The sequence below is a fragment of the Mesorhizobium sp. M7A.F.Ca.CA.001.04.2.1 genome (genome assembly GCF_003998485.1).
GTDB classification, from domain to species: domain Bacteria; phylum Pseudomonadota; class Alphaproteobacteria; order Rhizobiales; family Rhizobiaceae; genus Mesorhizobium; species Mesorhizobium ciceri.
This window is the reverse complement of record NZ_RZQT01000147.1, coordinates 1-13,661: the sequence shown is the minus strand read 5'-3', so window position 1 is coordinate 13,661 and position 13,661 is coordinate 1. Positions and strand designations below refer to the sequence as shown.

The window sequence follows — 13,661 nt, the reverse complement described above, 5'->3', positions numbered from 1 at the left end:
GTCCGGTCGTTGCTTCGCACAAGAACTCGCCATCCATGACGGGAATACGCCAGAAATGCCTGTCGCCGATCTTCTTGGAGATTTGCCAGCCGTCGCCGAAATAACGCAGTGCCGAACCGAGCTTGAGCTCGGCGCTGCCCTGCAGCCCGGCAAAGCAGGCGGAACCAGGCGAGGTCAAAACGCACTGGCCGACACGATTGAGCAGTTGTTTCTGCAATTCGTCCGTTCCCATCGCGAAAATCATGACGCGGCAGCCCGGCCGGCCATCCGGTGTGGCCGATGGCGGCAGGTCGAGATCGATTGCCGCTTCGCAGCCGCAACCGATCACCGAGGTGGCGAAGCCGGTCATTGTGATCGCCGCCTGGCGAGCCCATTTCCGGCTCGGCGCGGTGATGACGATGGCGGTTGCGCGCATGCCGAAGGCTTCCGCGAAGGTATCGTCGATCGTTACGCCATTGATGCTCATGTTCGGCATGGCACCTCGCCGAATGGCTGTTCGCGCGCAATCGCGGAATCCGGGAAATTGAACCAGTCCAGCGACAGGCCGTAGCGCTGCTGGTGATAGTCCTCGAGCCGTCGCACCATTGCCTTGTCGACAGGCGGCTTGAGCCTCAATGCCTTGCCCCAGCGGTAATGGATGATTTCCCCGTCTTGCACGACGAGATCGCCATCCTTGAAAACATACGCCGCCTCTCCGAGCATTTTGGCGATACTGCGGTCCCTGCGATAGACAGCGACGTCGGCTGTTGCGCCGGCGCCGAGATGGCCTCGATCCGTCAAGCCGAGCAGCTTGGCTGGCGCCGCGCGCGTCATGATGGCGATTTCCTCGAACGTGTATTCGCGGTCGATTGCGGCCAGGGTAGAGAGCGCCAGGGCGGATAGGGAAAGTCCGGCGGCCATTTCGGTGCGCGCTTCCCGGCTCATCAGCAGTTCGAACAGCGCCGGATAGGCGGTAAAAGGTGCACCGTTGGGATGATCGGTGGTGAAGAACACACGCCAAGGATCGTCGATCAGGAGAAAAAGCTCGAGCCCGATCGCCCACTGCATCGTGCCGTAGAAGTCCTTGCCATAGCTGTAAGGCACGATGCCGCCGCCATTGCCGTCACCGTCATGAATGACGGTCTTTTTCGGGTGTGCGCTGCCACGCGCCGAAAACTGCCGCATGACGTCGGAGGAGACCGTGACCGTCTGGCCGAACATCACCTGGCCGATATCGATGGTGACTTCCGGCGTCGCGTTGACTAGTTCGGCAAGCCGTGCGGCGGCAGAGGAAAACCCGCGTTTTCCTTCCGTGCCATAGCCATAGAACTGGAGGTGGGCGAGATGCAGCGGCAGTCCATCCGCCGCTGCAATCGTCGCAGCCGCCGTATCCGCCGATCCGGGGCTGCCCAGATTGTTGCAATGGACATGCAAGGGATGCGGCAAGCCAAGACTGTCGACGGCGACCTGCAGCGTCTTGACGATCTTGCGCGAACTGACGCCATAGGAAGGCACGACATCATCCAGCGAGAAGGTGCGGACGTTCTCCTTGAAGGCGGCCGCCGCACCGGCGTTGATCACCTTGACCCCAAGCGCTCGCGTCGAAGCGACCGTCCAGGCGACATAGTCCTCGATCATCGTCCGGGGGGCGTCGTCGCGGATCATCGACAACAGGAAATCGTCGTTGCCGAGAATGGCAAGGGTCGCTTTGTCGATAATCGGGATGTCAGCCAGTTCGAGATGCGTGTGCAGCGCCGCTCCCGGCGACATCGCCGGCTCGACGACCGTCGTAAAGCCCATCTTTGCGTAGAGGCAGCCGGTCTGGAAGGTTGACCAGCCGGCATTGGCGAGCGGCGTCATTGCTGGCCGCAGCTGATGGGCGGCATGCTGTTCGGGCAAGAGCAGCCGCGCGGTGTTCACATTGCCGCCACCGATGTGGGAGTGGATGTCGATGGCGCCAGCCATCACGATGCAGCCGCTGGCTTCGATGGTCCGGTCGGCCGCCCCTCCCGCCGGCGCCGGAACGATCTTGTCGTCCTTGATCCAGAGGTCGCCCTTGTCGAGACGGCCGTTGACGGGATCGATGATGTCGCCGCCGGCGATTTTCGTCAGCATGGCAGTGCCTCGGCGAAAGCGTGGGTAGCGATCAGGCGGATGATCGTCGCGGCGGAGGGCAATTGCGAGTCCGCTTGCGCATCGATCGACCTGAGCGAGCCCGTGCGGCTGGAGTAGACAACCGCATCGTGATCGACCCCAGCCTCGCCGATGGCCATGGTGACTGCGGCGCCGGCAACCGGCTTTTCCGTTTTCGTCAGCACAATCAGCGCCATGCGTGCCCTTTTTTTCTGTAGTTGGGCCGTTGCGGCGGAGATCCGCAGGTGCAGGTCAGCTTCGCCGGCAGCGATCATGCGCTCCACATCGCAGCGCCAGGGATCGAATTCAGGGAGGCCGCGCGCAAAGCCGGTGCGCAGCGGAAAACCTGTCATCCAGGCCGAGGCGAGCGCGCTTCCCCACCCGTTTTCGCTCGCCGGCAGATAAAGGCTGGATGCGCGCGATTTGCGATTGAGATCGGCGATCAGTCCTTGCAGCATCTCCAATGCCAAGCCTTCGGCGGCGTGGCCTGAAAACAGGAACACGGGAAAATGCGCGGCCGCCAGAGCTTTGGCAAAATCATTGAAATTCGACACCGGTTGCGATGTACGCCGCCCTTTGTACTGTGCCCTCAGTGCCGCCAGCGTGGCGGCGAGGCTAGCTTGGCCACAGGAAAGTTGTGTTGCCTTGCGTCCGCCGTTCAGCGGCGGCACAGACATCCCGTTTGGGCCTACCACGAAGAACGCGCGCTGGTTGCCGGTCGAGAGGTCGGGAACCGTCCCGGCAAGTTCGCCAACAAGACCATGATGGATCCGCGGGAGCTCGCCCACGATCACCACGACATCGGCACGCCGGCGCGTCTCTCCGGGGGCGACGGTCATTGCCCCCTTGTCGGTAAAAAGCGCGGTCTCTCGGGCAAGTGCCGCACCATCGGCATGGTCGTATGCCGCGCCAGCCCGCTCAGCCAGCGCGATCGCCGCCCTCGTGCCATCTATATCCGTATCAAAGCTGAAAACCGGGCACCGACTTGACGACAATAGCGACGCGGCATGCGCAGCCGCGTGCTCAATCAGCGCTTCCCGGTTGCCGATCCAAGCAACCGCCATTCGCTAAACTACTTTCTGGTGCCGGCTCGATCCTAGACGAAACTGGATTGGCCGTGAACCCCACCCTGCAGCGGATCAGCGAATGTTTTCATACGCGTCAACAAATTCCGACCCTGCTTAGTCATATTTGACGTAAGCGAAGCGTTGATCGGTCAGTGGAGTGCCCTCCAGTGCCCCGCCTTCCTTGGCCGGCTGCCACTGGACAACATCCTCGATCTTTTTCGCCAACTCGAAATCCTTGTCGGTAATGCCTTTCGCCGCGTGATTCGTCAGGCGCACCTCGACCCAGGCATAGGAGGCGGTGATATCAGGATGGTGCCACGCCGCCTCGGCGAGATGACCAACCGTGTTGATGACCATGAGCGTCGATTTCCAGCTGTGGGTCTTGTATTTGCGCCGAATCCAGCCGTTTTCATAACGCCATTTCGGCAGCTCCTTCTCAAGCCGGTCGGCGATCTCGGCTTCCGAATAGACCTTTTCCTTGACTGTCTCGTTCATCTCGACCTCCGCGAATTGCTCGGTCTGTCACACGCCGGAGCCGGCAAACACGTATGCGTTCTCTTTGGCTTGCCCCATCGACGAAAACAGTTATCATGGTACCGGGCACCTAAACTTCCATGATGCATCCATGATGCACCCATCGGGGGGCAGATGTCGAATTCTGTTACCATACGAGTGCCCGCTCGCCTGCACCTTGGCTTCCTTGATCTCAATGGCGATGCCGGACGGCGGTTCGGTAGCGTCGGGCTTCCATTGAGCGAACCCGAAACCGTCGTCACCCTGTCGCGGTCCAGCGAGACCATCGTCGAAGGCTCCGAGAGCACCCGCGCCAGCGAGCATCTGTCGACGCTCTGCAAGCATCTCGGCATTCGCGGCCAGCACCATCTCGTGGTAGAGCAGTCGATCCCCAGTCATGCGGGTCTGGGCTCCGGCACGCAGATCGCCCTTGCCGTCGCCTCGGCGTTGCGCACGCTCCACAATCTGCCTCTGGACATCGCCGGCGACGCTAACCTGCTCGAGCGGGGCGGCCGATCCGGCATCGGCATCGCAAGTTTCGAAGACGGCGGCGTCATAGTCGACGCCGGCAAGAACGACCGCGGCGGAACGCCTCCGGTCGTCGCGCGGCTGCCGTTTCCGGAAGAGTGGCGCGTCCTCCTCATCCTCGACCATTCCGGGCATGGACTGCATGGAGCAGCCGAGGTTGCGGCGTTTCGCTCGCTGCCGCCATTCCCAACGGCAGGCAGTGGGGAGATCTGCCGGAGGGTGCTGATGGGCATAATGCCGGCTTTGGTCGAGCGGGACCTTCCGGCATTCGGCGCCGCCGTCACCGCGATACAGATGCTGATCGGCAGCCATTTCGCCCCGGCCCAGGGCGGCGTGTTCACCTCGAAGCGGGTCGAGATGGTGGCCCACTGTCTCAATGAAGCAGGCGCCGTCGGCATCGGCCAGAGTTCCTGGGGGCCGACAGGCTTTGCCTTCGCGCCATCGCAGGACGCCGCACTCAAGTTCGTCGACGCGGTTCGGAAGACGACAGTTGAGGGCGGCCTTGAGGTCAAGATCGTCAAGGGCAGGAACTCCGGCGCGAAGATCAGTTCAACCAGGCTGGATCTCGTCGGCAGCTGACGCTTCAGTTTCAGGCAGAAAGGCAAGAAATGGCCCGCAAACACATCCTGCACATGCTGACACCGTTGAAGCAGATGAGCCCCTTCGACGTGAACATGGCGCTCGACGCAGGTTTCGACGCCGTCGTCCCCTATGTCGATGTGGGCCTGGCCGAAGTGACAGGACTGGTCCAGGACGCGATCTTTTCACGCCCGCCGGATGCGGGTGTCGACACCGGCATCTTCATCGCCGGGAAGGATGCCTCGTTGGCGCTCGACATGTTCGACGCCGCGAAGAAGGCGATGGTGCCGCCTTTCCAGGTTTCGGTATTTGCCGATCCAGCCGGCTCGTTCACCACAGCCGCGGCGATGGTGGCCAAGGTCGAAAAGGCGCTGGAGAAGAAATTCCAGCGTGCGCTCAGGGATACGAGGGTGGCTGTTTTCGGCGCCACCGGAGTCGTCGGCTTCTGCACCGCCGTCATCGCGGCAGGGGAAGGTGCCCGGGTCACACTTGTCGGCCATGACGGCATCGAACGGGTCAAGCAGATCGCGGCCGAGATCGAAAGCAGGTTCCACCTCACCGTCGATGCGGCTGACGGATCGAGCGACGCCCGCAAGACAAAGCTGGTCGAAGCCAACGAAATTATCCTGGCTTGCGCCAAAGCTGGCGTCCAGGTGGTCTCCAAAGCCCAATTGAAAGGCAATGACCTGCTTATTGCGGCCGACGTCAATGCCGTTCCCCCGGCCGGCATCGAAGGATTGGCCGTCAATGCCAATGGTGATCCACTCGATGCGGCAAAAGCTGTCGGCATTGGTCCGCTTGCCATCGGCAATGTCAAATATAAGGTCGAATTCGGTCTCTTCAAAAGAATGATCGAATCCGAAAAGACGATCACGCTCGGTTTTCAGGAAGCGTTTTCCCTTGCACGCGAGATTGCCAAGTAACGCCGGATCTCTTTTGATCGCGGCAATTTCAGGCCGGGCGCTGGCCGCCGCCGCGCGTCGCGCCGGCTATCGTCCGCTGGTCGCCGATTTCTTTTGCGATACGGACACCGTCGCGCTCGCAGAACGCGCGACAATGCTGCCAGGCGACCTGCAAGGAGGCATCGACGGCGAGCGCATCATCGACACGCTTCGGCGATTGGCTGGCGACGACCTGCCGGCCGCCATTGTCCTGGGCTCAGGGTTTGAGCGGATGCCTGAGACCGTGGACAAAATCGCGCGACACTTTCGGCTCGCCGGCAATGGCGGCGCCGCGATCCGCAGGATCAAGGATCCGCAGTTGCTGGCCGATGATTGCGCCGAACTCGGCATCCCGCATCCGCAACTGCGATGGGACCAGCCGCCTGACCCGGAGAACTGGGTGGTCAAGACCGCGGGCGGCGCCGGCGGCGGACACGTCAGACGAGCAGCCGGAGAAAGCCCGACCGCCGGCCGCTACTTCCAGCGCTTCGTTGCCGGTCGCAGCATCTCGGCCCTGTTCGTCGGCAATGGTCAAACCGCGCACCTCGTGGGTTTCAGCCAACAATGGACGTCTCCCGCCCCCACAGCGCCCTATCGCTACGGCGGCGCCGTACGGTTGAGACGCTTCGATCGCAGACAGGCGGCGGTCATCGGCGGCTGGGTCTCAAGTCTGACGCGGCGCGCCGGCCTGGTTGGATTGTGCAGCGCCGATCTGATCCGTGGACCGGATGGCTACACGTTCATCGAGATCAATCCGAGGCCGGGCGCCACCCTCGACATTTTCGACGATGTTGACGCGCCATTGATCGAAGCGCATCTGCGCGCCGCGACGGGTCAGGTCTTCCGCTTGCCGCGCTTCGTCGATTCGATGGCGTCGATGGTGACCTACGCCGCGACGCCAATCACTCACTTTCCGTCGATTGCCTGGCCTGAATGGACAGCGGACCAACAGTCGGCTGGCACCCGTCTGATTGCCGGCGACCCTGTCTGCACGGTCTTCGCGCGCGGTCCGAGCGCCCAATCGACCAAGCGGCTCATCAAGGGACAAGCCAGCCAATTGCAACTCCAATGGGAAGGAGACCGGACATGAAAGACGGTTCGGCATTCCTGAACGACAATGCACAGCGCATCGTTGACGGCATGATCGGCGACGCCGAACGCCTGCGTATCGTCGTTTCCAGGGGACCATTGGGCGAGCGCCTGATCGATGCCGGCGCCAAGACCGTCGGCAGCGTCGAGGCCGGGATGCGCATGGCTGAGGCTGCGATGGGCGGTCTCGGCAGCGTTTCGGTGTTCATGGATCGCGCGTCACAGCAATGGCCGTTCACCGTCGAAGCGCGATCTTCGCAGCCGGTGCTGGCCTGCCTGGGCAGCCAGTATGCGGGCTGGAACCTGTCTGGCCAGGACTATTTTGCGATGGGATCTGGGCCTGCGCGGGCCCTCGCCCGGGTCGAACCGCTGTTCGAAACACTTTCCTATCACGACATCGCATCTTCCGCGGTGCTTATCCTTGAGACGGCCGAACCGCCTCCCCGCGCGACCGTTGAGAAAGTGAGCAAGGCAACTGGACTGGCGACGGAAAAGCTCACCTTCCTCTATGCGCCGACACAAAGCCTTGCCGGCGGCGTGCAGATCGTGGCGCGCGCGCTCGAGGTTGCCCTGCACAAGATCAACGATCTCAAATTCCCGCTGGAAAACGTTGTCGACGGCATCGGAACGGCGCCGATCCCCGCCCCCCATCCGGATTTCCTGACCGCTATGGGCCGAACCAACGATGCCATCATCTATGGCGGCAGCGTCCAGCTCTTCGTCAAAGGATCGGCGAAGGAGGCTGGCAAACTCGCGGAAAAACTTCCCAGCAGCGCCTCACGGGACTACGGCCAACCCTTCGCCGAGATCTTCACGCGGTTCAAAGGCGATTTCTATGCCATCGACCCGCTGCTGTTCAGCCCGGCTGAAGTGATCGTGACAGCGATCGAAACCGGCGATACGTTTCGCGCCGGTCGGCGTGATCTGAAGATGCTCGAACGGAGTCTCGGCTAGGGCATGGCGGTGCAAAGGGATTCGTCTGTCATTCGCCCGCCCGGCGACTGCCTTCCGTGCAGCCCTGCCGCGGACGCTACCATGAGGGCGTGGAATCGCTCGCGCCGCCGACATTCCCGCACCCGAGAGGCCACATGATCCCTCGCATCCTGATCGTCAGCGACAAAGTGGACACCGGCTCCAACGGCCTGGCGGCAGGACTTGGTCGGGGGGGCGGCGCCGTTACAGCCGTGCCGCTGGCGGCGATCGCATTCGATACCAGCAGCCCGAGCGGACTTACGATCCCCGGCTTCGGCGGCACGCTGCCCGACGCCGTGCTCGTCCGTTCGATCGCCGCCGGATCGTTCGAAGCGGTTACCCGGCGCCTCGGGGTGCTGCACGCGTTAAGCAGACTGTCGGTTCCCGTATGGAATTCCGCGCAGGCGATCGAGCGCTGCGTCGACAAGTCGATGACGACATTCCTCCTGAAAAATGCCGGCCTGCCTACGCCACGCACCTTTGCCGTAGAAGGACTTGCCGTCGCCGAGGAGGTCGCGGCGCAAGAGCTTCCGCGGGGATCGCTGGTGCTGAAACCATTGTTCGGGGCGCAAGGCCGCGGCATAAAGCTGATCCGCACGCTCTCGGACCTGCCGGCCGCAGAAGAGGTGAACAGCGTCTACTATCTTCAGCAATATGTGTCGCGTGCCGGTCCGCCTTTCCGGGATTTCCGCGTGTTTGTCTGCGCCGGAGAGACCGTGGCGATGATGAGCCGCATCAGCGACGACTGGATCACGAACGTCAACCGGGGTGGCGTGCCGGAACAGGTTTCCGAACATGGCAAGGCGGAACTGGCATCGCTGGCCGTCGCTGCGTCAGCCGCGGTCGGCGCGGATTTTGCCGGCGTGGACATCGTGCGGGCTGACGACGGCAATCTGTTCATACTCGAAGTGAACAGCATGCCCGCATGGTCGGGATTGCAGTCGGTGGTCGCCGTGAACATCGCCGAAGCAATCGCCGATGCCTTGCTGAAACTTCTGGCCGACCGCGCCGAGGCGGCCGCCGCACCGCGGCCCTACCGTTTTGCCGCGCCTGCGAATTCGTGAGGGCGGGCAAGTTGGCGCTTTCGCGTGAACGCCTCCGGGCCAGCTATAAGAATGCCTGCAGGATGGAGATCGAAGCCCTAAAGCCGGGCAACGTCCATCTGTTCGCCGACGGACACGGCATGTCCGCCGCCCAGTTCATGACAAGTGCGGAGGTTTCCTCCGGGCCGCTGACCGATCCTCGTCTGCCGGTCGGGCAGCGGATGCTGGAGGCGGTGCGCGCGACACGACTGGCGGTCGCAACCAACACCAATCTCGGAATCATCCTTCTGGCAGGGCCTCTGATATGCGCTGCCGAAATGGGCGGTGACAGACTGCGCGACAATCTCGATTCGCTGCTTCGGGCTTTGAGCGTGCAGGATACCAAGGCGGTATTCGAGGCGATCGTCACGGCCGCGCCAGGCGGCCTCGGAGAAGCCGCCAACGATGTGCGGCAGGAGCCGAAGGTCCATTTGCTGGACGCGATGAGGGAGGCTGCCGACCGCGACATGATCGCTCGCCAGTACAGCAACTGTTTCGGCGACGTGTTCGGGGTCGGGCTCGCCGCGCTGGATGGAGCGTTGGCACGTGAAGAAGACGGCATGTGGCCGACGGTGTTCGTCTACATGGCGTTTCTCGCCGACTTCCCCGACAGCCATGTGATGCGCAAGCACGGCGTTCACGTCGCAAATCAGGCGCGGCAGGAAGCCGTTGCCGTTCAGGCGGCGCTCCATGCCGAGGGCGACGAACCGTCGCGCATTCGTCTGCTCATGGAGTTCGACCGCCGGCTGAAGGCCGACAACATCAACCCCGGCACCTCGGCCGACCTCACCGTGGCTACTCTTTTAGTCCACACCCTCGCCCTCACCTTGCATAATCGCGGCGTTGGTGCTTGACTTCCAAAAGCGGAAGCTGTGCTTCCGCGGCTATCTAGCCAACCGGTCCGGGCAAATCCGGACGCTGCCAACAAGGATAGCTGTCCATCGAGCGCCTGCTCGGTTGCAGCGTCCGTGGACATCATAATTGTGTCTTGGAGGAAATTGGCATGGCAAAAATATCAAAGGTTATGGTCGGTGAATCGCTGGTGGGAGACGGCAACGAAGTCGCGCATGTCGACCTGCTCATCGGCCCGCGGGGGAGCGCGGTCGAAACGGCATTTTGCAACGCGCTTACCAACAACAAGGACGGCTTTACTTCGCTTTTGGCGGTGATCGCGCCCAATCTTCAATGCAAACCCAACACCGTGATGTTCAACAAGGTCACGATCAAGGGTGCCAAACAGGCGGTTCAGATGTTCGGCCCGGCGCAGCACGCCGTGGCAAAGGCCGTGCAGGACAGCGTTGCGGACGGGACCATTCCGGCCAACGAAGCAGACGACGTGTTCATCTGCGTCGGGGTATTCATCCATTGGGACGCGGCGGACGACGCCAAGATCCAGAAATACAATTACGAGGCGACAAAGGAAGCCATCCAGCGCGCCGTTGCAGGAACCCCGACCGCCGCCGAAGCAACGGCCCAGCGCGACAAGGTCAAGCATCCGTTCGCAGCCTAGACAAGAGACAGCCCCGCACAGGAAAAACCCTCTTCTGAGACGGATGGTCTGTTGCGCCGGCTGAAAAAGGTTCTGGGCTTTTGAAACGTCAGCTCCCGAAGGGCGCACGCCCTTCGGGAGCTGACGAGCAACGATGATCAGGCGCCGAGTGACGCGAGGCGGCCGGGCGTGAGCGTAGCGTTGTGCAATGAGGTTGCGACCAGTGCCGCGGCGACGCCCATGGCGGACAAGGCCCTGATGTCGTTCTCGTCGCGGACACCGCCGGCCGCAATGACAGCGCGATTTCCGGCCTTGGCCTTGACCTCCTGCAACCGCCCGAAGTCGGGACCGGCGGCCGCACCGACCTTGGCCAGCGTCATGACAATCACCTTTTGCGGCCAAAGCTCGGGCTCATCGAGAAGAGAACGCGGCCCGCAAAAACTATCGCCGACGAAATCAAGGGACAGGATGAGATCGGGATGATCGCGAAAACGCCGCAGCAATATGTCGTCTCGCTGCGATTCAGAGCCCAGAACAGGAGACAGCGAGCGTTCGGCAAGCGCCGCCAAAAGTGTCTTTTCGTCGGCCACGCCGGCATCGACCCAAAGTTCCGGCGGCTCCGCCATCGTCCTCAGCCGGGCGAGTGCGTCGCTGTTTGGCGCTCCGCCTTCGATAGCGTCCAGATCTGCGATGTAGAAGGTGGAAAAAGGATAAAGCCCACGCAGTCCTTCAGCGACCGCGACCACATCAGGGCTTCGGCTGAGCGGCGTAACGATCGGCCTGTAGCGATCGCGTTTTCCCTGCTGGGCGCGAACCACCACGCCGTCTTTCAGGTCGAGAACGGGAATGATACGCAACGCTTTTTTCACCGACCAATTGCCACCGTCATGAAAGCTTGAAGCGTGGAAAAAAGAAAGGGCATCATTGCCGGTTTCGACATTGGCGGCGCGCATCTGAAGGTGACCCGCGCACAAGACGGTCGCATCGTCGAGGCGGTAACGATCGCAACGCCGCTCTGGCAAGGGTTGGACAAGCTGGCTTCAGCCCTCGACGAAACGGCTCCGATCTACGCGGGTGCGGATCTCAACGCATTCACCATGACGGGCGAACTGTCGGACATCTTTCCGTCCCGCGATGCCGGCGTGGCGGCTCTGCTGGGTCAGATTTCCACCCATTTCCCCGCAGACAAAAAGCTGGTCTATGCCGGACCATCCGGTTTCGTCGGAGTCGAGCGGGCAGCGCAGCTGACCGCCGATGTGGCTTCCGCCAATTGGCACGCGACAGCCTTGTTGGTAGCAAAACTCGCCGGCGATGCCCTGTTCGTCGACATGGGCTCCACCACCACCGATATTATCGCCATCAAGAACGGCGCCGTGGCCAATGACGGCTACACCGATGCCGGACGGCTTCTAACCGGCGAATTGGTCTATACCGGCTTTACCAGGACATTCCTGTTCGGCGTAGCCTCGTCGGCTCCCGTTCATGGCAGGCTAACGCCGCTGATGAACGAATATTTCGCCTCGATCGCCGACGCTCACCGCATCCTGGGCGTGCTCGACGAGGACGACGACAGGCACCCTCCCGCCGACGGCAAGGAAAAGACTGTGGACGGCTCGATCGCGCGGCTGGCGCGCATGGTAGGGCGCGACGCCACCGACCTCACCCCGCCGGAATGGGGTGAAGTCGCGCGCTGGTTCAGCGAGCAGCAACTGCGCAAAGTGCACGATGCAGCGGCGCTGGTTGCCGGAACCCTGTCTCGGGATGTCCCGATCGTCGGCGCCGGAAGCGGTCGCTGGCAGATCAGGCGGCTGGCCGAACGCATGGAACGCAGTTACGTCGATTTCGCCGACATCATCCCCGCCGATGACACTGTTCGCGGGCAAGCGAGCAGCGCGGCACCCGCGTCCGCAGTGGCGCTTTTGGCGGGATATCCTTCGTAAGCAGGTTGCGGCGCTCGCGCCTATGCTCGCGGGTCCTCGCTATCCGAACCTTTGGCGGTCAAGTGATCGCTGACACGCTGCATCAGCCAGCCCCAGGCTTCCTTTTCACCGTCGCCTGCCGTCTTTTCGATGGCGATCGAAAGGTAGGCGATTTCCGCCTCGATCTTGTTGCGCGGCAGCATGCCGAGCCGGCTGACCAGGATGGCCAGCTCAAGCACCGCCGCCTTGGCTCGGTTGAGGCCGGTGAACGGCGCGAGCGTTTCCTCCCGCACCACGCGGCAGAAATGGCGGGGGCGCACACCATTGTCATCGACCGCCTGGACTTCGAGGCCCGAATACGCCAGCGCCGCCTCGAGCCTCGGCACCGGGAACCCGTCAACCGGAACGGTTGGCCAATGCTTGCGGCCTGTCAGGCAGCCGGCAAAGACACGCACGTCGTCAGTATAATTGGCGATGGCGAACGGCACTTCGGCGAGATTGTCGAGCGTGACCGACGGCCGGAACGGCGCGATAACCCAACCGTCATTCTCGGCAATGATGCCGATCGGCGCGATGTGGACGTTGCCTGCCTTGTTGACCGTCGTGATGATGGATTCGCGAATGTAGGGCATGGTCCTAGCGCTCTTTCCTTGCGCGGAGCGTCTTGCCCGGCTCGGCAAGACGGGTACGGTCGGTTTCGGGTGCTGGCGCGGCAACGCCCCATGCGAGCGGCTCGTCCTGCACATAACGCTTGCCGAGGCGCCACGCGATCTCCGCCTTCGTCAGTTCCGCGCCGAGGTAAAAAGCGTGTGCGCCGTCGGCGTTGACGTCCAGCCCGGCAAAAAGTTCGAACGCATCCGTGGCAACCGCATGCCCTTTGCTATTGAAAACATGGATGCCGTCCTCCGCTACCGCGATCCGGAAGTTGGCATCGCGCACCTGGGCCGCCAATGCCTCGATATCGTCGGTTGAGGCTGTGAAAGGCTTGCGATCGTGGACCTGCAACAGGCCTGGGTGATAGCCGCGCGGCAACGCGCCGTCCGTGCAAGCAGCCAACATGACGCGGCGGGCGATATCGTGCTCCTCGATCGTGCGCACCGTGTGTGGGCTGACATGCACCGCCAGCACGTTCCGGATCCGGAGTTCCGAGCAGAGCCCCGCTAGAACGGCTGTAACGCCGGAACTGTCGGCGTCGGTCAATTCGGTGAGATTGCCGGTGCCCATCAGCAATTCGATGTCCGGCCAACGGCGCCGCGCCTCGATGAAGCGCCCGAGTGAAACGGCGAAGCCGAAATGGATCGGGTCGAGCACGGGATCGGCAATGAAGGCGACGCCGGCCTTTTGTGCCGCGGTAATCGCCCGGCCGAGCG

13 protein-coding genes and 2 pseudogenes are annotated in these 13,661 nt (G+C 62.6%); 8 read left to right on the top strand and 7 right to left on the bottom strand.

Features of this window, described 5'->3' with window-relative positions; translation table 11 throughout:
- From EN955_RS29645 to EN955_RS29630, 4 genes and pseudogenes are all read right to left on the bottom strand, one after another.
- Window positions 1-475, bottom strand: a pseudogene (locus tag EN955_RS29645) (formylmethanofuran--tetrahydromethanopterin N-formyltransferase); the annotation flags it as partial.
- Window positions 463-2,094, bottom strand: a complete 1,632-nt coding sequence (locus EN955_RS29640; protein ID WP_024504395.1) for a formylmethanofuran dehydrogenase subunit A — start codon at window positions 2,092-2,094, stop codon at window positions 463-465. The pseudogene EN955_RS29645 and the gene EN955_RS29640, both read right to left, overlap by 13 nt.
- Entirely contained in the window at window positions 2,088-3,176 is a 1,089-nt protein-coding gene (locus tag EN955_RS29635; RefSeq protein WP_024504394.1) for a tungsten formylmethanofuran dehydrogenase, read from the bottom strand. The genes EN955_RS29640 and EN955_RS29635 overlap by 7 nt, the downstream gene beginning before the upstream one ends.
- 117 nt (window positions 3,177-3,293) lie before the next feature.
- On the bottom strand, window positions 3,294-3,674 hold the full coding sequence (locus tag EN955_RS29630) for a 4a-hydroxytetrahydrobiopterin dehydratase (RefSeq protein ID WP_013532029.1): 381 nt from the start codon (window positions 3,672-3,674) through the stop codon (window positions 3,294-3,296).
- A gap of 153 nt (window positions 3,675-3,827) precedes the next feature.
- Here EN955_RS29630 and EN955_RS29625 point away from each other — a divergent pair, with 153 nt between their 5' ends.
- From EN955_RS29625 to fae, 7 genes are all read left to right on the top strand, one after another.
- Window positions 3,828-4,799, top strand: a complete 972-nt coding sequence (locus tag EN955_RS29625) for a beta-ribofuranosylaminobenzene 5'-phosphate synthase family protein (protein ID WP_024504393.1) — start codon at window positions 3,828-3,830, stop codon at window positions 4,797-4,799.
- 29 nt (window positions 4,800-4,828) lie between these two features.
- Complete coding sequence (locus EN955_RS29620; protein ID WP_013532031.1) at window positions 4,829-5,722, top strand: NAD(P)-dependent methylenetetrahydromethanopterin dehydrogenase; 894 nt, start codon at window positions 4,829-4,831, stop codon at window positions 5,720-5,722.
- A 196-nt stretch (window positions 5,723-5,918) separates the two neighbouring features.
- A complete protein-coding gene (locus tag EN955_RS29615; RefSeq protein ID WP_245265363.1) occupies window positions 5,919-6,830 on the top strand; it encodes an ATP-grasp domain-containing protein in 912 nt (303 codons plus the stop codon).
- Complete coding sequence (gene mch / locus EN955_RS29610) at window positions 6,827-7,783, top strand: methenyltetrahydromethanopterin cyclohydrolase (RefSeq protein ID WP_024504391.1); 957 nt, start codon at window positions 6,827-6,829, stop codon at window positions 7,781-7,783. Before EN955_RS29615 ends, mch begins: the two co-directional genes overlap by 4 nt.
- 134 nt (window positions 7,784-7,917) lie before the next feature.
- Complete coding sequence (locus tag EN955_RS29605; protein WP_024504390.1) at window positions 7,918-8,865, top strand: RimK family alpha-L-glutamate ligase; 948 nt, start codon at window positions 7,918-7,920, stop codon at window positions 8,863-8,865.
- Window positions 8,862-9,737 carry a triphosphoribosyl-dephospho-CoA synthase gene (locus EN955_RS29600; RefSeq protein WP_338101298.1) on the top strand — a complete coding sequence of 292 codons (876 nt, stop codon included), beginning with the start codon at window positions 8,862-8,864 and terminating at the stop codon, window positions 9,735-9,737. The genes EN955_RS29605 and EN955_RS29600 overlap by 4 nt, the downstream gene beginning before the upstream one ends.
- A gap of 149 nt (window positions 9,738-9,886) precedes the next feature.
- Complete coding sequence (fae, locus tag EN955_RS29595; protein ID WP_013532036.1) at window positions 9,887-10,393, top strand: formaldehyde-activating enzyme; 507 nt, start codon at window positions 9,887-9,889, stop codon at window positions 10,391-10,393.
- 137 nt (window positions 10,394-10,530) lie between these two features.
- Here the strand turns inward: fae and EN955_RS29590 are convergent, their stop codons facing one another.
- Complete coding sequence (locus tag EN955_RS29590) at window positions 10,531-11,241, bottom strand: HisA/HisF-related TIM barrel protein (protein ID WP_032899422.1); 711 nt, start codon at window positions 11,239-11,241, stop codon at window positions 10,531-10,533.
- A gap of 33 nt (window positions 11,242-11,274) precedes the next feature.
- Here EN955_RS29590 and EN955_RS29585 point away from each other — a divergent pair, with 33 nt between their 5' ends.
- Window positions 11,275-12,312 carry a hydantoinase/oxoprolinase family protein gene (locus tag EN955_RS29585; RefSeq protein WP_024504387.1) on the top strand — a complete coding sequence of 346 codons (1,038 nt, stop codon included), beginning with the start codon at window positions 11,275-11,277 and terminating at the stop codon, window positions 12,310-12,312.
- A 20-nt stretch (window positions 12,313-12,332) separates the two neighbouring features.
- Here EN955_RS29585 and EN955_RS29580 read toward each other — a convergent pair whose 3' ends face one another.
- Window positions 12,333-12,923: a DUF447 domain-containing protein gene (locus EN955_RS29580; RefSeq protein WP_024504386.1), complete on the bottom strand. Its 591-nt coding sequence runs from the start codon at window positions 12,921-12,923 to the stop codon at window positions 12,333-12,335.
- Window positions 12,924-12,927: 4 nt separating this feature from the next.
- A pseudogene (locus tag EN955_RS29575) lies at window positions 12,928-13,661 on the bottom strand (dihydropteroate synthase); the annotation flags it as partial.

What these genes read in the sequence shown, in the direction of transcription:
- EN955_RS29640 (WP_024504395.1), bottom strand. Translation starts at nt 2,094, where the DNA reads ATGCTGACGAAAATCGCCGGCGGCGACATCATCGATCCCGTCAACGGC.
- EN955_RS29620 (WP_013532031.1), top strand. Translation starts at nt 4,829, where the DNA reads ATGGCCCGCAAACACATCCTGCACATGCTGACACCGTTGAAGCAGATG.
- EN955_RS29580 (WP_024504386.1), bottom strand. Translation starts at nt 12,923, where the DNA reads ATGCCCTACATTCGCGAATCCATCATCACGACGGTCAACAAGGCAGGC.
- EN955_RS29605 (WP_024504390.1), top strand. Translation starts at nt 7,918, where the DNA reads ATGATCCCTCGCATCCTGATCGTCAGCGACAAAGTGGACACCGGCTCC.
- EN955_RS29635 (WP_024504394.1), bottom strand. Translation starts at nt 3,176, where the DNA reads ATGGCGGTTGCTTGGATCGGCAACCGGGAAGCGCTGATTGAGCACGCG.
- fae (WP_013532036.1), top strand. Translation starts at nt 9,887, where the DNA reads ATGGCAAAAATATCAAAGGTTATGGTCGGTGAATCGCTGGTGGGAGAC.
- EN955_RS29625 (WP_024504393.1), top strand. Translation starts at nt 3,828, where the DNA reads ATGTCGAATTCTGTTACCATACGAGTGCCCGCTCGCCTGCACCTTGGC.
- EN955_RS29630 (WP_013532029.1), bottom strand. Translation starts at nt 3,674, where the DNA reads ATGAACGAGACAGTCAAGGAAAAGGTCTATTCGGAAGCCGAGATCGCC.
- mch (WP_024504391.1), top strand. Translation starts at nt 6,827, where the DNA reads ATGAAAGACGGTTCGGCATTCCTGAACGACAATGCACAGCGCATCGTT.